The following is a 17,115-nucleotide window of genomic DNA, read 5'->3' on the forward strand; positions in this document are numbered from 1 at the left end:
GGGTCTCCTCACGCCTGTAGCAACCGCGCATCCGCGCCGGTTTCGCTGTGTTCAAGATAAAAGCGGCGGAACAGGTTTCGCGCTACCGTAAGACGGTATTGTGCAGAGGCCCGCCAGTCGCTGAGCGGGGTGAAATCGTCGGACAGTCTGGCAGCAGCAGAGACCAGTGCAGCCTCGCTCCATTCGGCACCGATCAAGGCGTTTTCCGCGGCACTGGCCCGTTTGGGGGTTGCGGCCATGCCGCCAAATGCAATCCGCGCCGCGCTGATACGCCCGTTTTCAACAATAAGGTTGAAAGCAGCGCAGACAGAGGAAATATCCTCATCCCGCCGTTTGGAGACTTTATAGGCGGCGTGCAGACCATCTGCCTGCGGTTCCGGCACGGTGATCTGTTCCAGAAACTCCCCGTCCGCCAGATCCTGTTTGCCGTAATCAATAAAGTAGTCTTCAATCGGCAGGGACCGACGGTCTGTCCCGCGCCGCAGGGTGATTTCCGCACCAAGGGCGATCAGAACGGGCGGCATATCCCCGATCGGAGAGCCATTGGCAATGTTGCCGCCAATGGTACCCATATTGCGGATCTGCCATCCCGCGATGCGATCCCAAAACCGCGCAAGATGCGGGTAGGTTTCGCACAGAACCTGTCCACAATCGGAATAGCTGACACCCGCGCCAAAGGTTATCCGCCCACCGCCTGTCGCGATCTGTTTCAGCCCGTCGAGATGGTTGAGGAATATCACCGGCGAAATATCCCGCAGGAATTTCGTAACCCATAGTCCTACATCAGTCGCCCCTGCAACGAGCGTGGCCTGCGGGTGTTGCTGTATCAGGTTTGCAAGATCGTCCACATCCGCCGGAATAAAGACGCGGCTTTCGGCCTTGGTCAGCTCTACACGTCGGTTGTCTTGCAAGGCTTGCAGGCGGCTTGTCACATCTGCACGTTCACGGGACAGCACATCGTCTGCGACACTACCATAACCGCTGACCGCTTTGGCGGCGCGGATGATCGGGGCGTATCCGGTGCAACGGCACAGATTGCCTTGCAGCGCGGTTTCGATCTCGGCTTCGGTTGGATCAGGATTTTGCATCCAGAGCGCATAAAGCGACATGACAAAACCCGGCGTGCAAAACCCGCACTGGCTACCATGATGTTCCACCATCGCCTGCTGAACGGGGTGCAAACGGCCTTGGGGTCCGCGCAGGTCTTCGATTGTGACCACGTGGCACTGGTCAAGCGAGGCCATCAGCCGGATGCAGGCATTCACGGCCTCATAGCGCAGACAGCCCTGATGCAAGCGGCCCACAAGGATCGTGCAAGCGCCGCAATCCCCCTCGGCGCAGCCTTCCTTGGTGCCGGTCAAACGTTGGTCCAGCCGCAAAAAGTCCAGCAGCGTATCGCTGGCGGAAACATTGCTCAGACGCATATCGCGGCCATTGAGCAAAAAGCGAATTTCGGTGCGTGGGGTCATCGTCGTATCCTCCCGACGTTGGTTCGCCTGCTGTCTTGCACCAGAATTTTCTTCATAAAAACACGGCTGAATGGTAATCTTTTTCAACGTTTCATTGATAATCACCGATTCCAGCCTGAAATGGCGGGGTTTTACCTACAAGAAGAAAGGCTAACGCCATGCCATATCTGGAAAGTTTGCGGGTGTTTGTGCGGGTGGTCGAACTGGGCAGCATCACGGCAGGCGGGCGGGATTTGCGCCTGACCCCCGCCGTGGCAAGCAACCGGATCAAGGAACTGGAGAGCCGGCTGGCGGTGCGCCTGTTCAACCGGACCACCCGTAAACTCTCTCCCACAGATGCAGGCATCAGCTTTTACGACCACGCGCGGCTGGTGATTGAAAACCTTGAAAATGCCGAAGCGGTGATTGCAGGATTTGCCGGAAATCCGCGGGGAACCATTCACGTGACAGCCCCCCTTGGCATAGGCAAGCGGATCGTCGCGCCGCTGGTGCCGGATTTTGTCGATCAATACCCCGATATTTCGGTACGCCTGCGCCTGTCCGATCGCAAGGTGGATATTCTGGAGGACGGACTCGACGTTGCCTTTTTTGTCGGTACGCCACCGGATTCCACGCTGAAACTGCGCAAGATCATTGACTGTCCCCGCGTATTATGCGCCGCGCCGTCCTATCTGGAAAAGCACGGCATCCCCGAAACCCCGCAGGATCTGACAGAGGGGGATCACAACTGCCTGCTGCTGCGCTATCCCCGTTCGCCGGAATATTTCTGGACCCTGCAAACCCCGGACGGTCCGCAAAAATGTGAGGTCGCGGGCAAGTATGACAGTGACGACGGAGATGTGCTGACCGACTGGGCGCGGGACGGGCGGGGGATCGCCAATAAACCCCGCTTTGATGTTGAGGCCGACCTGAAGGCGGGGCGGCTGGTGGAACTGCTGCCTGACACGCCGCCGGTTGGCTCGGTCATGGGGTGTCTTTATCCGCACCGGCGATTGCAGGACCCCAAGGTGCGCAGCTTCATTGATTTTATGATAGAAGAAGCCCGACACAGGCTGTGAAAAGGTCGCTCAGGCGGTGTTTATAAAACCGATTGTGGTTTCCAGACCCTGCCGCATGTGATCGTTCAGATGATCCAGCATCGCCTCCAGATCGGTGCCGCTGGCCAGCCGGATATACAAATCGTGCGACTTGCGTTCGGGGCCCTGGCGCGCATGGGCCTGCTGGTGCATGGCAAAATAGAATTGCAGGTTCGGTTTCAGCCGGTTCCAGCTTTGTAGCAACAGACTATGGCCGGAGAGTTCATAACACCAGCTGTGCAGATGCAACTCGGCCTCGATCGGGCCAAACGGATCGGACCCCGTTCCAATGGTTGTGATCAGCCTTTCGTTGCGGCTGTTCAGATCTTCCAGCGCCTCGGGCGTGCGTTTGTCCCATGCCTCCTGAAAGGCAAATTTTTCCAGCATGGTGCGCAGGGAATAGATTTCTTCCAGATCCTTGCGGGTGATTTCCCGCACGAATAACCCTTTGTAGGGTTTGGACACCAGCAGGCCGATGTCCACCAACTCGCGGATCGCCTCGCGCAGCGGTCCGCGGCTGATGCCAAGGGCGCAGGCCAGTTCGGTTTCCGTCAACCGCATCCCCGCCGCCAGTTCACCCGTCACCACAAGGCGGCGCAACTGGTCTACAGTGCGCCCCCGTATGGTGGTGTCTTCCAGCGGTTTCAGGGATGCGAGACTGCTCACGCGGAATGCTCTGCGATGTTCTGGCGGATCAGCTCTTTGTAAAGGCCCTGAATACGCGCCATCACAGGGCGTTCGCCGGTGCCGATGGTCTTGCCGTCGATCTGCGCTACAGGGGTTTGCGCACCAAAGGTTCCGGTCAGAAATGCCTCATCCGCGCTATAGGCTTCATAAAGCGAATAGTTCTTTTCATAGACCGGAATGTCATTTTCGCGGCACAGATCAATGACCTTTTGACGGGTCACACCGTTCATGCAGTAATCGCCGGTAGAGGTCCAAACCTCGCCCTTGCGCACGATGAAAAAGTTACAGGCGTTGGTGGTGTTCACAAAGCCGTGCGGGTCCAGCATCAGCCCTTCATCCGCACCGGCCTGTTCTGCCTGCAAACAGGCAATCACGCAGTTCAGCTTGGAGTGGCTGTTGAATTTCGCGTCCTGACTGTTGGGCAGGCCGCGCACCTGCGGCACAGCGGCCAGACGGATACCCGCACTGTGCAGACTGTCGACCGGCTTGGAATGCTCCATGATGATCACCAGCGTCGGACCGGAGCGGCTGAGCGAGGGATGCTGGAAGGGTTTGACCTTGGTGCCCCGCGTCAGCATCAGGCGGCAGTGCACATCCGTGGTCATATCGTTCGCAGCAGCGGTTTTGCGCAACGCCTCCAGAATGCCCGCGCGATCCATCCCCACATCCAGCGAGACCGCTTTGCAAGAGCCGAAAAACCGGTCCATATGTTCGTCAAAGAAGGTCCAGACCCCGTCATAAAGCCGCATGCCCTCCCACATCCCATCCCCGAGCATGAAGCCGCTGTCATAGACCGAGACTTTGGCCTCGTCGCGATGGAACAATTCGCCGTTGATGTAGATTTTAATGTCCTTGTTGCGAATATCTTCGTCCGCGTCATGGGTGGTGTGGCTGGCGGCTGTCGAGTCGGTCATTTGCGGGTCACTCTTTGTTCTGGAATTGCAGGATCGGTGTTCCGCGCAAGATGACCCCCGATTGTCGGATTGTCAACAATTCGGCTTTGGTCCGGTGCGCCCTGATCAGGTTCGGGTTGCTTACTTGTGGCCAAAGCGAAAACTTCTGATTGTCCTGCGGGGGGCGATATATATACTCGGGCTAAATGCGCTGTGGAATATATCGCGGCCATCTTGCAGGAGCCGTCCACCGTGTCCAAGACTGACGATGCCTATCACGCTCTTAAACAGGATATTCTGTTCACGCGACTGGCGCCTGACACGCCGTTAAATCTCAAAAAACTCGGTGCCCAATACGGGTTCGGATGGACCCCCATGCGCGAGGCGCTGGCGCGTCTGGAATCCGAACAACTGGTCCATTCACGGGAGAATCGCGGGTTTATCGTGGCACCCGTGTCAGAGGCAGAGTTACACGACCTGACTAATGCGCGCCAGACTGTTGAACTGGCCATGCTGCGCGATGCGATGGAACAGGGCGGCGAGGACTGGGAAGAATCTATTGTAACGGCCCATTTCCGTCTGGGGCGTTTCAAGGTGGATGCTGGGCAACTGACCGAGGCAGATTTTGACGCTTGGGAGACGCTCCACGACAGGTTTCACCGCGCCTTGCTTGCGGCGAGTCCGTCCAAAACGCTGCATTACTTTTACGATCACGTGAACGCGCAATTGCTGCGGCACCGCAAATACCTTGCCATCAGTCCGGCCATTCGTGCCGCGCAAACAGACGGGGCAGAGCGTGACGCCGTTGTTGCCCGTCTTGCAGAGGCGCTGTCCCTTGAAGGACATACAGCGATCATGGAAGCGGTAATCGACCGGGACAAAAAACGCGCCGAACAGTTGCTCGGCGCGCATATTGAACTGACGCGTCAGGTGTTTACAGCCGCAACCGGCGTGGCGGTCAGGTAACGGCCTGACGGGTTTTGAATTTCTCCTGATCCCACTCGTTTGTCTCCATGATCTCGCGCAGGTGACGGACCGAGTTCCAGATGTCCAGATAGGTCACATAAGGTGCCGCAAAACCGAACCGCAGGATGTCAGGCGCGCGGAAATCCCCGATGACGCCGCGCGCAATCAACGCCTGCATGATCGGATACCCCTCGGCGTGGGTCAGGGAAACCTGACTGCCCCGCTTGGCCCCGTCCCGCGGGCTGGCCAGTTCAAAGCCCATACCCGCCAGTTCCTGTTCCACCAGCGCGATGAACAGGTCGCCAAGCTGCTGGTTCTTTTTGCGAAGCGCTGTCATATCCACATCAGCAAAAACCCCGAGTGCTTCTTCCAGCGCGATCAGGCCCAGCTGCGAGGCTGTGCCGGTCAGCATCCGGTCGATCTTGGCGTGGGGTTCATAGCCTTGGGTGAATTCAAACGGTTTGGCATGGCCGTGCCAACCGGTCAGCGGCTGGTGCATATCGGACAGGTGGCGGGTAGCCACAAACAGGAACGCGGGCGCACCCGGTCCACCGTTCAGGTACTTATATCCGCAGCCCACAGCGAAATCCGCATTGCAGCCGTTCAGGTCCACGGGCAGCGTACCGGCGGAATGGGCCAGATCCCAGATCACAAGCCCCCCGAGCGCCTGCGCCTGCGCGGTGATGCCTTTCATGTCGTAGATGCGGCCCGTTTTGTAATGCACATGGGTCAGTTGCACAGCAGCAAGGCTCTCGCCAGCCTCGGCAATGGCTTGTTCCACCTCTTCAGGTGCGACGCAGCGCAGTTCGCAGCCCATCATATCGGCAACTTCGGCGTTGATATAAACGTCGGTTGGAAAGTTACCCTTTTCAGAGATGATGACCTTGCGATCCTTGCGCATCCGCAGCGCCCCGACGAGCACTTTATAAAGGTTCACAGAGGTAGAGTCGCAAACGATGACTTCATCCGCTTCGGCGCCGATCAGACGGGCAATCGCCGCGCCGGTTCTTTGGGGGGCCGGATACCAATCCGCGTCATTCCAGCTGCGGATAAGACCTTTGCCCCATTCCTCTGTCACTGCTTTTTGCAGCCGCGCATCAACGCCTTTGGGCAGCGCACCAAGAGAGTTGCCGTCGAGATAGATCACGTCTTCGGGCAATTCAAAGCGATCTTTCAAATGGGCCATAGGGTCGCTGGCGTCCATCTTTTCGATCAATTCACGGGTGTAGGTCTGTTGGGTCATGTCGGGCTCCGGTGAGGGTTGTGGGTGTCTCTATATATATTGTACGGTGAATTTCAATGATTATATATAATTTTTCTAACGACCCGGTCCGGAGTTCGCAAAACCCCCTTAAACGAAAAAGGACCGCACAGTGGCGGTCCTTTCTAACGTTTCGGGTGAGGACACCCTTTAGATTTTTGCAGGCACAGCATCCTTATCTGCGCCGATGTCCCAAAACAGACCTGCCATCACTTGCAACGCATCACGGCAAACGGGTTTAAGCACATGCTCGTTCGGGGCATGTTGCGAACACCCGCGATAGCTGTGGGGGACCCAGACGGTCGGAAGTTCCAGCACTTCGCTGAACGTGTCGTTCGGCAGCGACCCTGCGAGATTGGGCAGCACATGGGGTTCCTGCCCTGCGGTGCGGGTCAGGCTGTTCTTTACATAGGCCACCCAAGGATGGTTCGGGTCCAAACGGGTCGCCGCAAAGAATCCCCGATCCTGCGGGGTGATTTTCACATCCTCATACCCGTTTGCGTCCAGATGGCGGCGCAGGGCGGGCAGGATGTCGTCTGTTTCCGTTCCAACCACGTAGCGCAACTGACAGGTGGCCCGCGCAGAGGCGGAGATGGCATTTACCGGCGCTTCGGGCACGCCAGAGGTCATGGCGAGTACTGCAAAGCTGTTCCAGCCGTAAACCCGTTCCGCAGGGGTAAGGCTCTCCTCGCCCCAATCCGCATTGACCTCGGGGCCGTCCCCTTCGGACACCGGCAGGTCTTTGAGGGCGGCGCGAATATCATCTGTCAGGCTGGTCGGACGCCACTCGGGGATCTGGATCTGGCCGCGTCGGTCACATATCGTTGCCAGCGCATGGGACAGGATCATCGCAGGATCCGCAAGCAATCCGCCCCAATTCCCCGAATGATGCGCTCCTTCACGCAACTCAAGCGTCAGATCAAAGCCGATACCGCCCCGTGACCCCATAAACATGGTCGGACGGTCCGGTTGCAATCGCGGCCCGTCAGATGCGATCAGTACATCGGCGGACAGGCGGTCTTTTTGCGCGTTGAAAAATTCACGCAGACCGGCAGAGCCTGTTTCCTCGCTCATCTCGATCACGATTTTGACGTTAAAACCAAGGGAGCCACGCTCTGCCAGAACGGTTTCCAGCGCCGCGATATTGATCAGGTGTTGGCCCTTGTTGTCCGCCGTGCCACGCCCGTAAAGCCGCTCGCCCTCTTCAACCAGCTTGAAAGGATGCAGACCCTCGCGCCACTGTTCGGTTTGGGCGCGGATCACATCGCCGTGGCCATAGGTCAGAACCGTGGTCAGGGCAGGATCTTCGATCCGCTCCCCGATCAGCAGCGGACCGCCGGCGGGGTTGGGGTTTGGGAAGATCTCGCAGGTGAAACCGGCAGCTTCCAGACGGGGCTGCATGGTTTTTTCAAGGTACAGTCCCAGTTCTTCCTTGCGCTCGGGGTTCTGGCTTTCGGTTTCGTGAGAGACCAGCTCGGCCAGTTCGGACTGGAAAGTGCCATTGTCAAAATAGCTGCTGATACGTTCTATTGCTGCGTCGCGGGTCATATCTGATCCTCGGATATTGCATCGCCCCACGGCGACATGATTTCGGTGCAGCCGGCATTTTTCCCGTTCCGTCGCATGACACCTGCGGTGCAGGCAAAAGCGTAGGGAAAGATCGTCCGGCGGGTGGTGTGGATCGGGTGTTTCTCTGCCAGTCCGGCCTGAACATCCGCTGGCAGACTGTCGTCCACCACCACGGTATCCCCGCCCGACACATCAATGCGCGGGTGGTGAAACGCGTCCGACAGGGACATGCCGTAATCGCTGACAAAAGACGAAAGCTGAGATACAGCGCCAACGATCTTGCGCCCGCCCGATGCGCCAAAGGCAAAGCGTGCGCCATCGCCGGTTTCCCCGATCACAGGGCAGACATTCATCAGACAGGGTTTGCCCGCGGCCAGAGAGTTCGGCTTGCCCTGTGTCGGGTCGAACCACATGATGCCGTTGTTCATCAGAAAGCCGGTAGAGGGAGACACAACACGGCTGCCGAAAATCGACAGCAGGGTCTGGGTCTGGGCGACCATATTGCCGTGACGGTCCACAACCGAAAAATGCGTGGTGCAACCGGGGGCTTCGGGGGATTCCCCGTCATGACCCATCTCAGCCAGTCGTTTGGCATAGGCCGCTTTCAGCCCGTCCACATAGGCGGCATAGGCCGCTCCGTCCGGCGTTGTGCCATTCATCGTCGCAGGGTCGAGGTGTTGGAACACCTGCTGGAAGGTCGGACCAGCGGTCAGACCGGGCAGAACGTTGAATTTCGCGCTGCCGTGGCTGAATTGCAGCGGCGCATGAAAACTGGCGTTATAGGCACGCAGGTCCTCATGGCTCAGACTGCCACCTTTGGCCTGAACATCCGCAGCCATCATGGCCCCCAGATCGCCGTCGTAAAGGGTGCGGTGGCCGTTTTCCGCAATCTCTGCAAGGGACTGGCCCATAGCCTTCATGTCCAGACGTTTTTCAGCAACGCTGGTCCATCCGGCAATGGTCGGCCACTGGCCGTCCTCCAGAAACAGCGCAGCCGCATCAGGGTCTTGCGCCAGCGCGCGGGTGGTAGAAGCGATGATCAGCGCCGCGTACCAGTCCACATAAAGACCCTCATGAGCCAGATCGACTGCAGGCTGCACCAGATCGCGCCAAGGCATTTTGCCAAACCGTTCGTGCGCTTTGCCCACGCCATCCACAAGCCCCGGTACGGCGATGGATTTGGCACCCTGAACGTTGCGGTCGTCCACAACCTTTTCCCATGGGAACAGGTCATCGGCCTTGCCCGCACCCGACAAAGGATAATCGGCAATGTCGAGGTTCTTGGGAGAGCGCATCCCGTAGTTAAGCGCGTAAGCCTTTTGTTCGTCCGCGCGCCAGAGCATCATCGCCCCGCCACCGGCAGGGCCTGACATCCAGGGTTCTACAACACCGATCGCAAAGGAGACAGCCGTGGCCGCATCCACCGCATCGCCCCCCGCCGCGAGCACTTCGGCCCCGATACGGGCCGCGCGGGAATGCTGTGCCGCAACCACGCCGTGCTCGGTTTCGATCACGGTCTTGCGAATTGTCTGGCTGTTAGAGAGGTTGGGGATCATCACACAGCCTCCCGCACCAGTGGTGCGCCGGTGTTATACCCGTTTTCCGTGTCGAACAGGTGACATTCCACATGGCCTTCCGGTGTAGGAACCGGGCGCGGTGCAATCTCTGCGCAGTGGGTCATGGCCATCGGACAGCGGGGGTGGAAATGACAGCCGCTTGGCGGGGCGATGGGGTTCGGATACTCCATCCCGAGTTCGGTGTCCGGCACGCCTTTGCCCGCTTCCGGTGTCAGCACCGATTTCAGCAAAGCCTGCGTGTATGGGTGTCCCGAAGTATCGAACAACCCGCCCACGGACGATTCTTCAACGATCCGGCCAAGATACATCACAGCCACGCGGGTGGCGAGATGTTCGACAACGGCAAGATCGTGACTAATGAACAGGTAGGTCAGGTTAAACTCGGCCCGCAAGTCGTTCAGAAGGTTGAGGATCTGGCTTTGCACCGACACGTCAAGCGCGGAGGTCGGCTCGTCGCAAATCACGATTTCCGGCTTCATGATTAGCGCCCGCGCGATGGCTACGCGCTGGCGCTGGCCGCCGGACATCTGGCTTGGATAGGTGCGCATCACCCGTTGTGGCAGGCCGACGATATCCAGAATCTCCCGAACGGCCTTATCCTGTGAATTACTGTCGCCAATGTGATGCACCCGCAGGGGCAGCGAGATAATATCCTCGATAGATTTGCGCGGGTTGAGAGAGGAATACGGATCCTGAAAGATCGGCTGGATCCGGCGGGCGAGCGTTCGCCTGTCCGTTGCGCCGATGACTTCGCCGTCGACCCGCACTTCCCCTTTCGTCGGGTCTTCAAGGCCCAGCAGGATTTTGGCGAGCGTGGACTTCCCGCAGCCGGATTCACCGACAAGGCCAAGGACCTCCCCCCGTTTGAGGGAGAGAGACACATCATTGATCGCCTTTAGCGGCTTGGGCTTGCCAAACATCCCCTGTTTAACGGTGTAGGTTTTGGAAACGTTGCGCAGTTCCAGCACCGGCTGGTTTGTGTCGGGATTGCTCATACGGCGGTCTCCGCGGTTTGGTGGCCTGTCTCATGGACGCAGCGGAAACGGTGGTTCTCCGCAGGCTTTCTATGGGGGATTGCGTCGCGGCAGGCCGCAACAGCATGATCGCAACGGGTGCGGAAAGGGCAGCCGGTTACACCGCCCACAAGGTTTGGCACGATGCCCGGAATAGTGCCAAGTCGCGCACCCCGTTCGGTTTTACCCGGTTGCGGGATACAGCGCAGCAGGCCACGGGTGTAGGGGTGCATCGGCGCGTTGAACACTTGTTCCGCCGATCCGGTTTCCACCAGTTCACCCGCATACATCACCGCGACTTTATCCGCGACACGGGCCACAACGCCCAGATCGTGCGTGATCAGGATCATCGCCATATTCATTTCCCGCCCGAGGTCCACCAGCAGACGCAGGATTTGCGCCTGAATGGTCACATCAAGCGCGGTCGTAGGTTCGTCCGCGATGATCAGTTCGGGTTCGCACATCAGCGCCATTGCGATCATGACACGCTGGCGCAGACCCCCCGAAAGCTGGTGGGGATATTGCGACAGGCGGCTTTCGGCGGCGGTAATGCCAACCTTTTCCAACAGCTCTACAGCACGGGCGCGGGCCGCGTCTTTGCCGACATTACGGTGCAATAGCAGCGCTTCCATCAACTGGTTGCCGATGGTGAAGGCAGGATTGAGCGAGGTCATCGGCTCTTGAAAGATCATCGCCATCCGGTCGCCGCGCAGGGCACGCATGGTTTTGTTGTTGGCTTTGGTCAGGTCGATGCCGTCAAATTCCATCTGCGTGGCGGTGCGTTTGATCCGCCCGCCCAGCAACCCCATCAGCGCAAGCGAGGTCAGGGATTTCCCCGATCCGCTTTCGCCAACGATACACAGGGTTTCCCCGCGGTTGAGGTCAAAATCAATGCCGCGCACCGCATTCAGAGTGCCCCCACCGACCGGAATGTCGATGGTCAGGTCTTTTACGCGCAAAAGTGGACTGTTCATCAGTTTAACTCCGGTTTTCTGGGGCAGTGACGTCACGCAGACCGTCGCCCATCAGGTTGATCGCCAGAACCAACACAAACAATACGGCACCCGGTATCAGGACCATCCAAGGCTCGAACAGCATCATGTTCTTGCCTTCGGACACCATCAGACCCCAGCTTGGGGTGGGGGGTTGTACGCCTAGACCCAGAAACGACAGTGCCGCTTCCAAAAGGATGGCATGGGCCATTTCAAGGGTCATCACAACGATCAGATTGTTGGCGATGTTGGGCATGATTTCGGACATCAGCACACGGGGGGTGGAACAACCGACGGCCTTGGCCGCTGCTACATATTCGCGGCCCCGCACCTGCAAGGTGCTGGAGCGCATCACAACCGCAAAACGATCCCAAAGCAGCAGACCGAGAACCACGATCACCACTTGCAACGATCCGCCAAGGATCGCCACAACCGCCAGCGCTACCAGAACCACCGGCATCGCCAGACGCACGTTGATCAGATAGGTCACAACGGCGTCAACCTTGCCGCCGAAATAACCGGCTGCGACACCCATTGCAGTGCCGATCACGCCGGAAATCGTGGCCGCGACCAGACCGATCAGCAGCGAAACCCGCGCGCCATAGATCAGGCGGGACAGGTAATCCCGCCCCAGATGGTCGGTGCCAAGGGGATGTTCCCAAGTGCCACCCAGAAACACCGGCGGTTTCATCCGTGCCATCAGGCTTTGGGCATAGGGGTCATGGGGTGCCAGCAAGGGGGCAAAAATCGCCACAAGCACCAGTAGTCCGAGTACGACGACACCGATCATCAGACCCTGATGGCCGAAAATCCGTTTACGCAGCATTTGTCCCGGTGTGGGACCGACAATGGCCTCCAGCATGGGGTCGGTTGGCATGTTTGTTGTTGCGTCGCTCATATCAACCGGCCCTCATGCGTGGGTCAAGCCAGGCGTTAAGAACGTCCGACAAGAATGTGAAAACGATGTAGAAAAGGGAAAACACAAGGATCAGCGCCTGCACGGTCGGCAGGTCGTTCCGCGCGATGCTTTCCCACGCCAGATAGCCTGCACCATGCAGCGCGAAAATGCTCTCCACAACGATGGACCCCCCCAGCATAAAGCCCATTTGCACGGCGGCGAGGCTGACCACCGGAATGATCGCATTGCGCAGCGCGTGTTTGAACAGAACGGTAAATTCGCTGGCGCCCTTTGCCCGTGCGGTGCGGATATAATCCGAGGACAGAACCTCCAGCATACCGGCGCGAGTGAGGCGCATGATTGCCGGCATCGCGTAATAGCCCAGAACAATGGTCGGCATGATAAAGTGCCGCCAAGTGGACGTCCCGGAGGGCGGCAGAATGCCAAACTGGATCGAAAACACCACGATCAGGATCAGGCCGAACCAGAAGGATGGCATGGCTTGACCGGCCACCGACAGAAACAGCGCGATACGGTCAATAATCGAGTTGGGACGGATCGCCGCCGCAACACCCAGCGGCACCGCCGTCAGCAGCGCAAAGGAAATCCCGCACAGGCCCAGCAGCATGGTGACTTGCAGACGTTCCGCAATCAGGCTGGCGACGGGCAGCTTGAAGTAATAGCTTTCGCCCAGATCCCCAACCAGAGCAGAGGACAGCCAGTCCCAGTATTGGATCAACATAGGACGGTCGAAACCATAGAGAACCCGGATCGCCTCGACGTCCTGGTCAGATGCTGTTTCGCCTGCCAGCGCTGCTGCGGGATCACCGGACAGGAACATCAGCGAAAAACTGATGAAAGACACGGTGAACGCAACCAGAACGGCAAGGCCCAAGCGTTTCAAGATAAAATTCAGCACTGGCGTAAATACCTCTTAGCTAAGTGCGGGAAAGGGGCCCGGTCCGTCGCAGTAAAAAATCCGCGCAGGGGGCAAAACAAAAGAGGGCGGAGGCCATGACAGCCTCCGCCCGATATTCAGAATGGATTATTTCCAGCGCATTGTGGTGAAGCGCAGAACCTCGTCCGGTGTCGGTGTGTAGTCGATCTCTTTGGTGTACACATAGTTCGTGTTGTAAGAGAACATCGGCACCCAGTAAGCCTCATCCGCAATTTTCTTCAGAGCTTTGGAATAGTTTTCCTTACGCACGTCAGGGTCGGTCGCGCTGTCGGCCACGTTCAGCCAGTCGCGAATTTCCTCGTCGCGGGCATCATCCAACGCGCCAAACTTGAAGAACTGGCTGGTGATCGCGGATGTGTCGTTGATGGAATATGAACCCCAAGTCTGGAAGGAGACCGGTGTGCCTTCTTTCATGCGCAATTCACGCAGGGCGGAATATTGCAGCATGTTGAAGTTGGTTTCGATGCCAACCGCATTCAGGAAAGAAGAGATCGCTTCGGCATAGTCGCGGTCGCGGTATGCGTAGAAATCGGTTGAGAACCCGTCCGGATATCCGGCTTCGGCCAGCAGGGCCTTGGCTTTTTCAGGGTCGTATTCATAGCTGGTCAGATCCTGTTCACAACCGAACTGGCTGGGGAAACAGGCGGAAGACACGACTTTACTTTTGCCTTTCAGCAGCGCACCAACCAGTGCTTCGCGGTCGATGGCATGGGCCACGGCCTGACGTACTTTCAGCTTGGTGAACGGGTTGTCTTCCCCTGTACGGCCTGCTGCGTCCAATGTCAGATAACCGATCCGCATTGTGCTTTCGTTGGCCACTGTAAACTGCTCCATAGTAGAGAGTTTTTCAGCTTGGTCCGCTGGTGTTTGCCAGATCAGATCGAGAGAGCCCGAGAAGAGTTCCGCAATCTGTGTGTTTACATCAGGGATCGTACGGATGTCGACTTTGGCGATTTCCGGCTGACCTTTCGGGCTGTCATGATAGTTCTCGTTTTTCTCCAGAACAAAGTGGGAGCCGGGCACAACCTTGCTCACTTTATAAGGGCCGGTGCCAACAGGTTCGAGACCCATACCGGACGGGCCGACCTTGGCGTAATATTCGTTCGGGTACATGGACACAGGACCGGAAAGGAATTCAATCGCTGCCGGAAATGCCTCTTTCAGGTGGATACGCACAGTGTAATCGTCGATTTTCTCGGCAGATTTCATCCAGTTTACGTTGCGCTGTGTTTTCACGCCGTTGGCTTCGTCGGCAACGAAGTTGACAGTGTAAACAACGTCATCCGCATTGAACGGTTCGCCGTTATGGAACGTCACGCCCTCGCGCAGTTTGAATTCCAGCGTGGTGTCGTCGATCCACTCCCAGGATGTTGCGAGGTTGCCTTTATACTCGTTCGTGGCCGGATCACGGTAGATCAGACCGTCCCAGATTGCCCGTTGCAGAACAACGCCCTCACGGGAGGAGTTAAAGTAGCTGTCTACGTTTTCCAGCTCTTTAGTGAAGGCTGCGTTCAATACGCCGTCTGCTTTATTTGCGTGAACCGCGCCAGCAGCGATCATCGCAGCGGCAGCCGCGGCCATGCCCAGTGCTTTACCTTTGAAAGTCATATTGTTTCCCTTGTTGACCTGCCGGGTGCCCCCAGCTTCGTTGTTGCCATATTATATTGTAATATGTAGCATCGAATTGTAATTAAACGTATCAATGGGGTTAACGAGTCGTCAAGAATAAAACATTTCCATGTGAACTGTTTCTTGTAGATAACAACCAGACGTTCCGACCTGGGAGGGGTGACGACGGTGAATATTGAAAATAAGCCAAAGCAGAACACGCTGTTTGTGGCCTCTCTTGCCAAAGGGTTGGCCCTTATGAAAGCCTTTGACGAGAACCATACAGAGATGTCGCTGCCCGAATTGGCGGAACGTACCGGATTGGAAAAAAGCGCGGTGCAGCGGTTGGCCAACACGCTTCATCTTGAAGGGATGCTTGACAAAGACCCCCACACGCGGCGGTTTCGCCCGTCCCATGCGTTTCTTAATCTGGCCTATTCCTACCTGTGGTCTGACCCGCTGATCCCGGTCGCCATGCCCAAACTGATTGACCTGTCGCAAGAATTGGGGGAAACCATAAATCTTGCTGAAATGTCCGGCGAACACATCATCTACGTCAGTCGGCTGCCCTGTAAACGCACCTATTTCGCGGCCACGGTGATCGGCCGCCGGCTTCCGGCGCTTAGCACGTCTTCGGGGCGGGCGATGCTTGGCACCCATAAAGAGGAGGTGCGCAGCCGCGCTGTCTCGGACTGGACCCTGCGCCGCCTTACGCCAAGCACAACGCTGGACCGTGCGGATATCGCCCGCAGTGTGGAAAAAGCCCGCGTGGATGGTTTTGCAATCTCGCGCAACCAGATGATATTGAACGAGATTGGCGTCGCCGCCCCGATTTGCGGACCCTCGGGCGAAGCCTATGCCGCAATCCAATGCTCGGTCTCTTCGTTTCAGTGGACGGAAGACGAGGTCAAAAAGAAGATAGTCCCGCTATTGCTTGATACTGCAAATGCGATGGGGCCAGCCCTTCGCCACTGAAATTTAAGGTTTTCGTTGGACTCCACCGCCATTCGCGGTAGCCTTCCGCATGCGTTTAGTATTTCTGTAAAAAAAATTTTCGGAATGTGGGAGAAATGGCCAAAGTTACGATCCATGTCGGATCTCATAAAACGGGAACGACCCTCTTGCAGTCCGTGCTTGCGAACAACCGCGCAGCACTGGAGGAGCGAGGCGTCTATTATCCCGAAACCTACCGTTTTATGGGCGACAAGCGCAGCACGGCGATCAGCACCAACGCCCAATTCGAGGTGCCAAAGGCGCTTGGGGTTTACGGCACGCAAGAGCGGGAGGATCTGGCCCGCTTCCGTGCGCATCTGTTGGAAGTTGCTCCAAACTATTCCCAAATCATCCTGAGCGCGGAAACCTTTTACCGGATGCTGCCAAGTAAGGCGAACCTGAACGCAAAGGAGGCGGAAATCGCTGCAAACACCCGTGGTTTGCGCTCTGTCGTGTTTGAGCGTCTAGCGGAATTTCTTGACGGTTTTGATGCGGAAATTCTGGTGTATTTCCGGCGCCCTGACAGTTTTGCGGAGTCTATGTATACCGAAGGGATTGTGAACGGAAAATCCACCCGCAGCTTTGACGAATTTCAGAATTTCCAGAAATTTCGCTTTGACTACGGGGCGCAGATCGCAACCTTCAAACAGTTTTTTCCGGTTCGATCATATGTGTATGAGGATAAATCGCAGGGCGGTTTGATCGACAATATGTTTGCGGATCTGGGAATTGGTCCGGTGTTCGCACAAGATACCGCGATGGCGCGGCGCTCTGTGCCCAAACCGGCGGCGTTGTGGTTGCGGCGCTGCAAACTGGCCCCGAAGATCACCAAACGCGGATTTAACCAGCGTAAGTTGTTCGCCTATCTGCCGGAGCACCGCGGCTATTTCGGAGGCGAGGAACGATACGGCTTCTGGCCCAGTATCGCAGAGCGGGATGCGTTCACCGCCAAGGCGCTACGCAACGCGCCTGCGCTGTCGTTTCCCCCGGCACCGCGCGATCTACCGCAACAATGTGAGTGGTCTCAGAAAGATCACAAGACCGCCGAAGCCGCCTTCCGCGAATGGCGCGCACAGCAGCGGGACTGGATCAAGGATCGACGGAAAAACCGGATCAAACCCTTTATGATCGAGCAGGGTCCTTTGGACTGATTGC

Annotated in this window: 15 protein-coding genes; 4 read left to right on the forward strand and 11 right to left on the reverse strand. The window is 57.6% G+C overall.

Features of this window, described 5'->3' with window-relative positions; translation table 11 throughout:
* Nucleotides 1-8: 8 nt before the first annotated feature.
* Nucleotides 9-1,469 (reverse strand): xanthine dehydrogenase small subunit, encoded by a 1,461-nt coding sequence (gene xdhA / locus BFV97_RS12200; RefSeq protein WP_069300714.1) that lies wholly within the window; start codon nucleotides 1,467-1,469, stop codon nucleotides 9-11.
* A gap of 158 nt (nucleotides 1,470-1,627) precedes the next feature.
* Here xdhA and BFV97_RS12205 point away from each other — a divergent pair, with 158 nt between their 5' ends.
* A complete protein-coding gene (locus tag BFV97_RS12205; RefSeq protein WP_069300640.1) occupies nucleotides 1,628-2,527 on the forward strand; it encodes a LysR family transcriptional regulator in 900 nt (299 codons plus the stop codon).
* A 9-nt stretch (nucleotides 2,528-2,536) separates the two neighbouring features.
* On the opposite strand, the gene BFV97_RS12210 is transcribed toward BFV97_RS12205, so the two are convergent.
* Both BFV97_RS12210 and BFV97_RS12215 read right to left on the reverse strand, forming a co-directional pair.
* Nucleotides 2,537-3,211, reverse strand: coding sequence for a GntR family transcriptional regulator (locus BFV97_RS12210; RefSeq protein WP_069300641.1), 675 nt, complete (start codon nucleotides 3,209-3,211; stop codon nucleotides 2,537-2,539).
* Complete coding sequence (locus tag BFV97_RS12215) at nucleotides 3,208-4,146, reverse strand: aminotransferase class IV (RefSeq protein WP_069300642.1); 939 nt, start codon at nucleotides 4,144-4,146, stop codon at nucleotides 3,208-3,210. The genes BFV97_RS12210 and BFV97_RS12215 overlap by 4 nt, the downstream gene beginning before the upstream one ends.
* A gap of 231 nt (nucleotides 4,147-4,377) precedes the next feature.
* On the opposite strand from BFV97_RS12215, the gene BFV97_RS12220 reads away from it, so the two are divergent.
* Nucleotides 4,378-5,091: a GntR family transcriptional regulator gene (locus BFV97_RS12220; protein WP_172827916.1), complete on the forward strand. Its 714-nt coding sequence runs from the start codon at nucleotides 4,378-4,380 to the stop codon at nucleotides 5,089-5,091.
* Here the strand turns inward: BFV97_RS12220 and kynU are convergent.
* From kynU to BFV97_RS12260, 8 genes are all read right to left on the reverse strand, one after another.
* Complete coding sequence (kynU, locus tag BFV97_RS12225) at nucleotides 5,084-6,334, reverse strand: kynureninase (protein WP_069300643.1); 1,251 nt, start codon at nucleotides 6,332-6,334, stop codon at nucleotides 5,084-5,086. The two genes, BFV97_RS12220 and kynU, sit on opposite strands and share 8 nt — an antisense overlap.
* A 168-nt stretch (nucleotides 6,335-6,502) precedes the next feature.
* Nucleotides 6,503-7,900, reverse strand: coding sequence for a M20 family metallopeptidase (locus tag BFV97_RS12230; RefSeq protein WP_069300644.1), 1,398 nt, complete (start codon nucleotides 7,898-7,900; stop codon nucleotides 6,503-6,505).
* The gene (locus BFV97_RS12235; RefSeq protein WP_069300645.1) at nucleotides 7,897-9,477 is read right to left on the reverse strand and encodes a gamma-glutamyltransferase; all 1,581 of its coding nucleotides are present in this window, start codon (nucleotides 9,475-9,477) and stop codon (nucleotides 7,897-7,899) included. Before BFV97_RS12235 ends, BFV97_RS12230 begins: the two co-directional genes overlap by 4 nt.
* Nucleotides 9,477-10,493, reverse strand: coding sequence for an ABC transporter ATP-binding protein (locus BFV97_RS12240; protein WP_069300646.1), 1,017 nt, complete (start codon nucleotides 10,491-10,493; stop codon nucleotides 9,477-9,479). Before BFV97_RS12240 ends, BFV97_RS12235 begins: the two co-directional genes overlap by 1 nt.
* The gene (locus tag BFV97_RS12245; protein WP_069300647.1) at nucleotides 10,490-11,485 is read right to left on the reverse strand and encodes an ABC transporter ATP-binding protein; all 996 of its coding nucleotides are present in this window, start codon (nucleotides 11,483-11,485) and stop codon (nucleotides 10,490-10,492) included. Before BFV97_RS12245 ends, BFV97_RS12240 begins: the two co-directional genes overlap by 4 nt.
* Nucleotides 11,486-11,489: 4 nt before the next feature.
* Nucleotides 11,490-12,401 (reverse strand): ABC transporter permease, encoded by a 912-nt coding sequence (locus tag BFV97_RS12250; RefSeq protein ID WP_069300648.1) that lies wholly within the window; start codon nucleotides 12,399-12,401, stop codon nucleotides 11,490-11,492.
* A 1-nt stretch (nucleotide 12,402) separates the two neighbouring features.
* Nucleotides 12,403-13,320 carry an ABC transporter permease gene (locus BFV97_RS12255; protein WP_069300649.1) on the reverse strand — a complete coding sequence of 306 codons (918 nt, stop codon included), beginning with the start codon at nucleotides 13,318-13,320 and terminating at the stop codon, nucleotides 12,403-12,405.
* Between the two features lie 126 nt (nucleotides 13,321-13,446).
* A complete protein-coding gene (locus BFV97_RS12260; protein WP_069300716.1) occupies nucleotides 13,447-14,940 on the reverse strand; it encodes an ABC transporter substrate-binding protein in 1,494 nt (497 codons plus the stop codon).
* A 216-nt stretch (nucleotides 14,941-15,156) separates the two neighbouring features.
* Here BFV97_RS12260 and BFV97_RS12265 point away from each other — a divergent pair, with 216 nt between their 5' ends.
* Both BFV97_RS12265 and BFV97_RS12270 read left to right on the forward strand, forming a co-directional pair.
* Entirely contained in the window at nucleotides 15,157-15,942 is a 786-nt protein-coding gene (locus BFV97_RS12265; protein ID WP_069300650.1) for an IclR family transcriptional regulator, read from the forward strand.
* A 95-nt stretch (nucleotides 15,943-16,037) separates the two neighbouring features.
* Complete coding sequence (locus tag BFV97_RS12270) at nucleotides 16,038-17,111, forward strand: hypothetical protein (RefSeq protein WP_069300651.1); 1,074 nt, start codon at nucleotides 16,038-16,040, stop codon at nucleotides 17,109-17,111.
* Nucleotides 17,112-17,115 lie beyond the last annotated feature (4 nt).

Source organism: Neptunicoccus sediminis (assembly GCF_001719615.1).
GTDB classification, from domain to species: domain Bacteria; phylum Pseudomonadota; class Alphaproteobacteria; order Rhodobacterales; family Rhodobacteraceae; genus Amylibacter; species Amylibacter sediminis.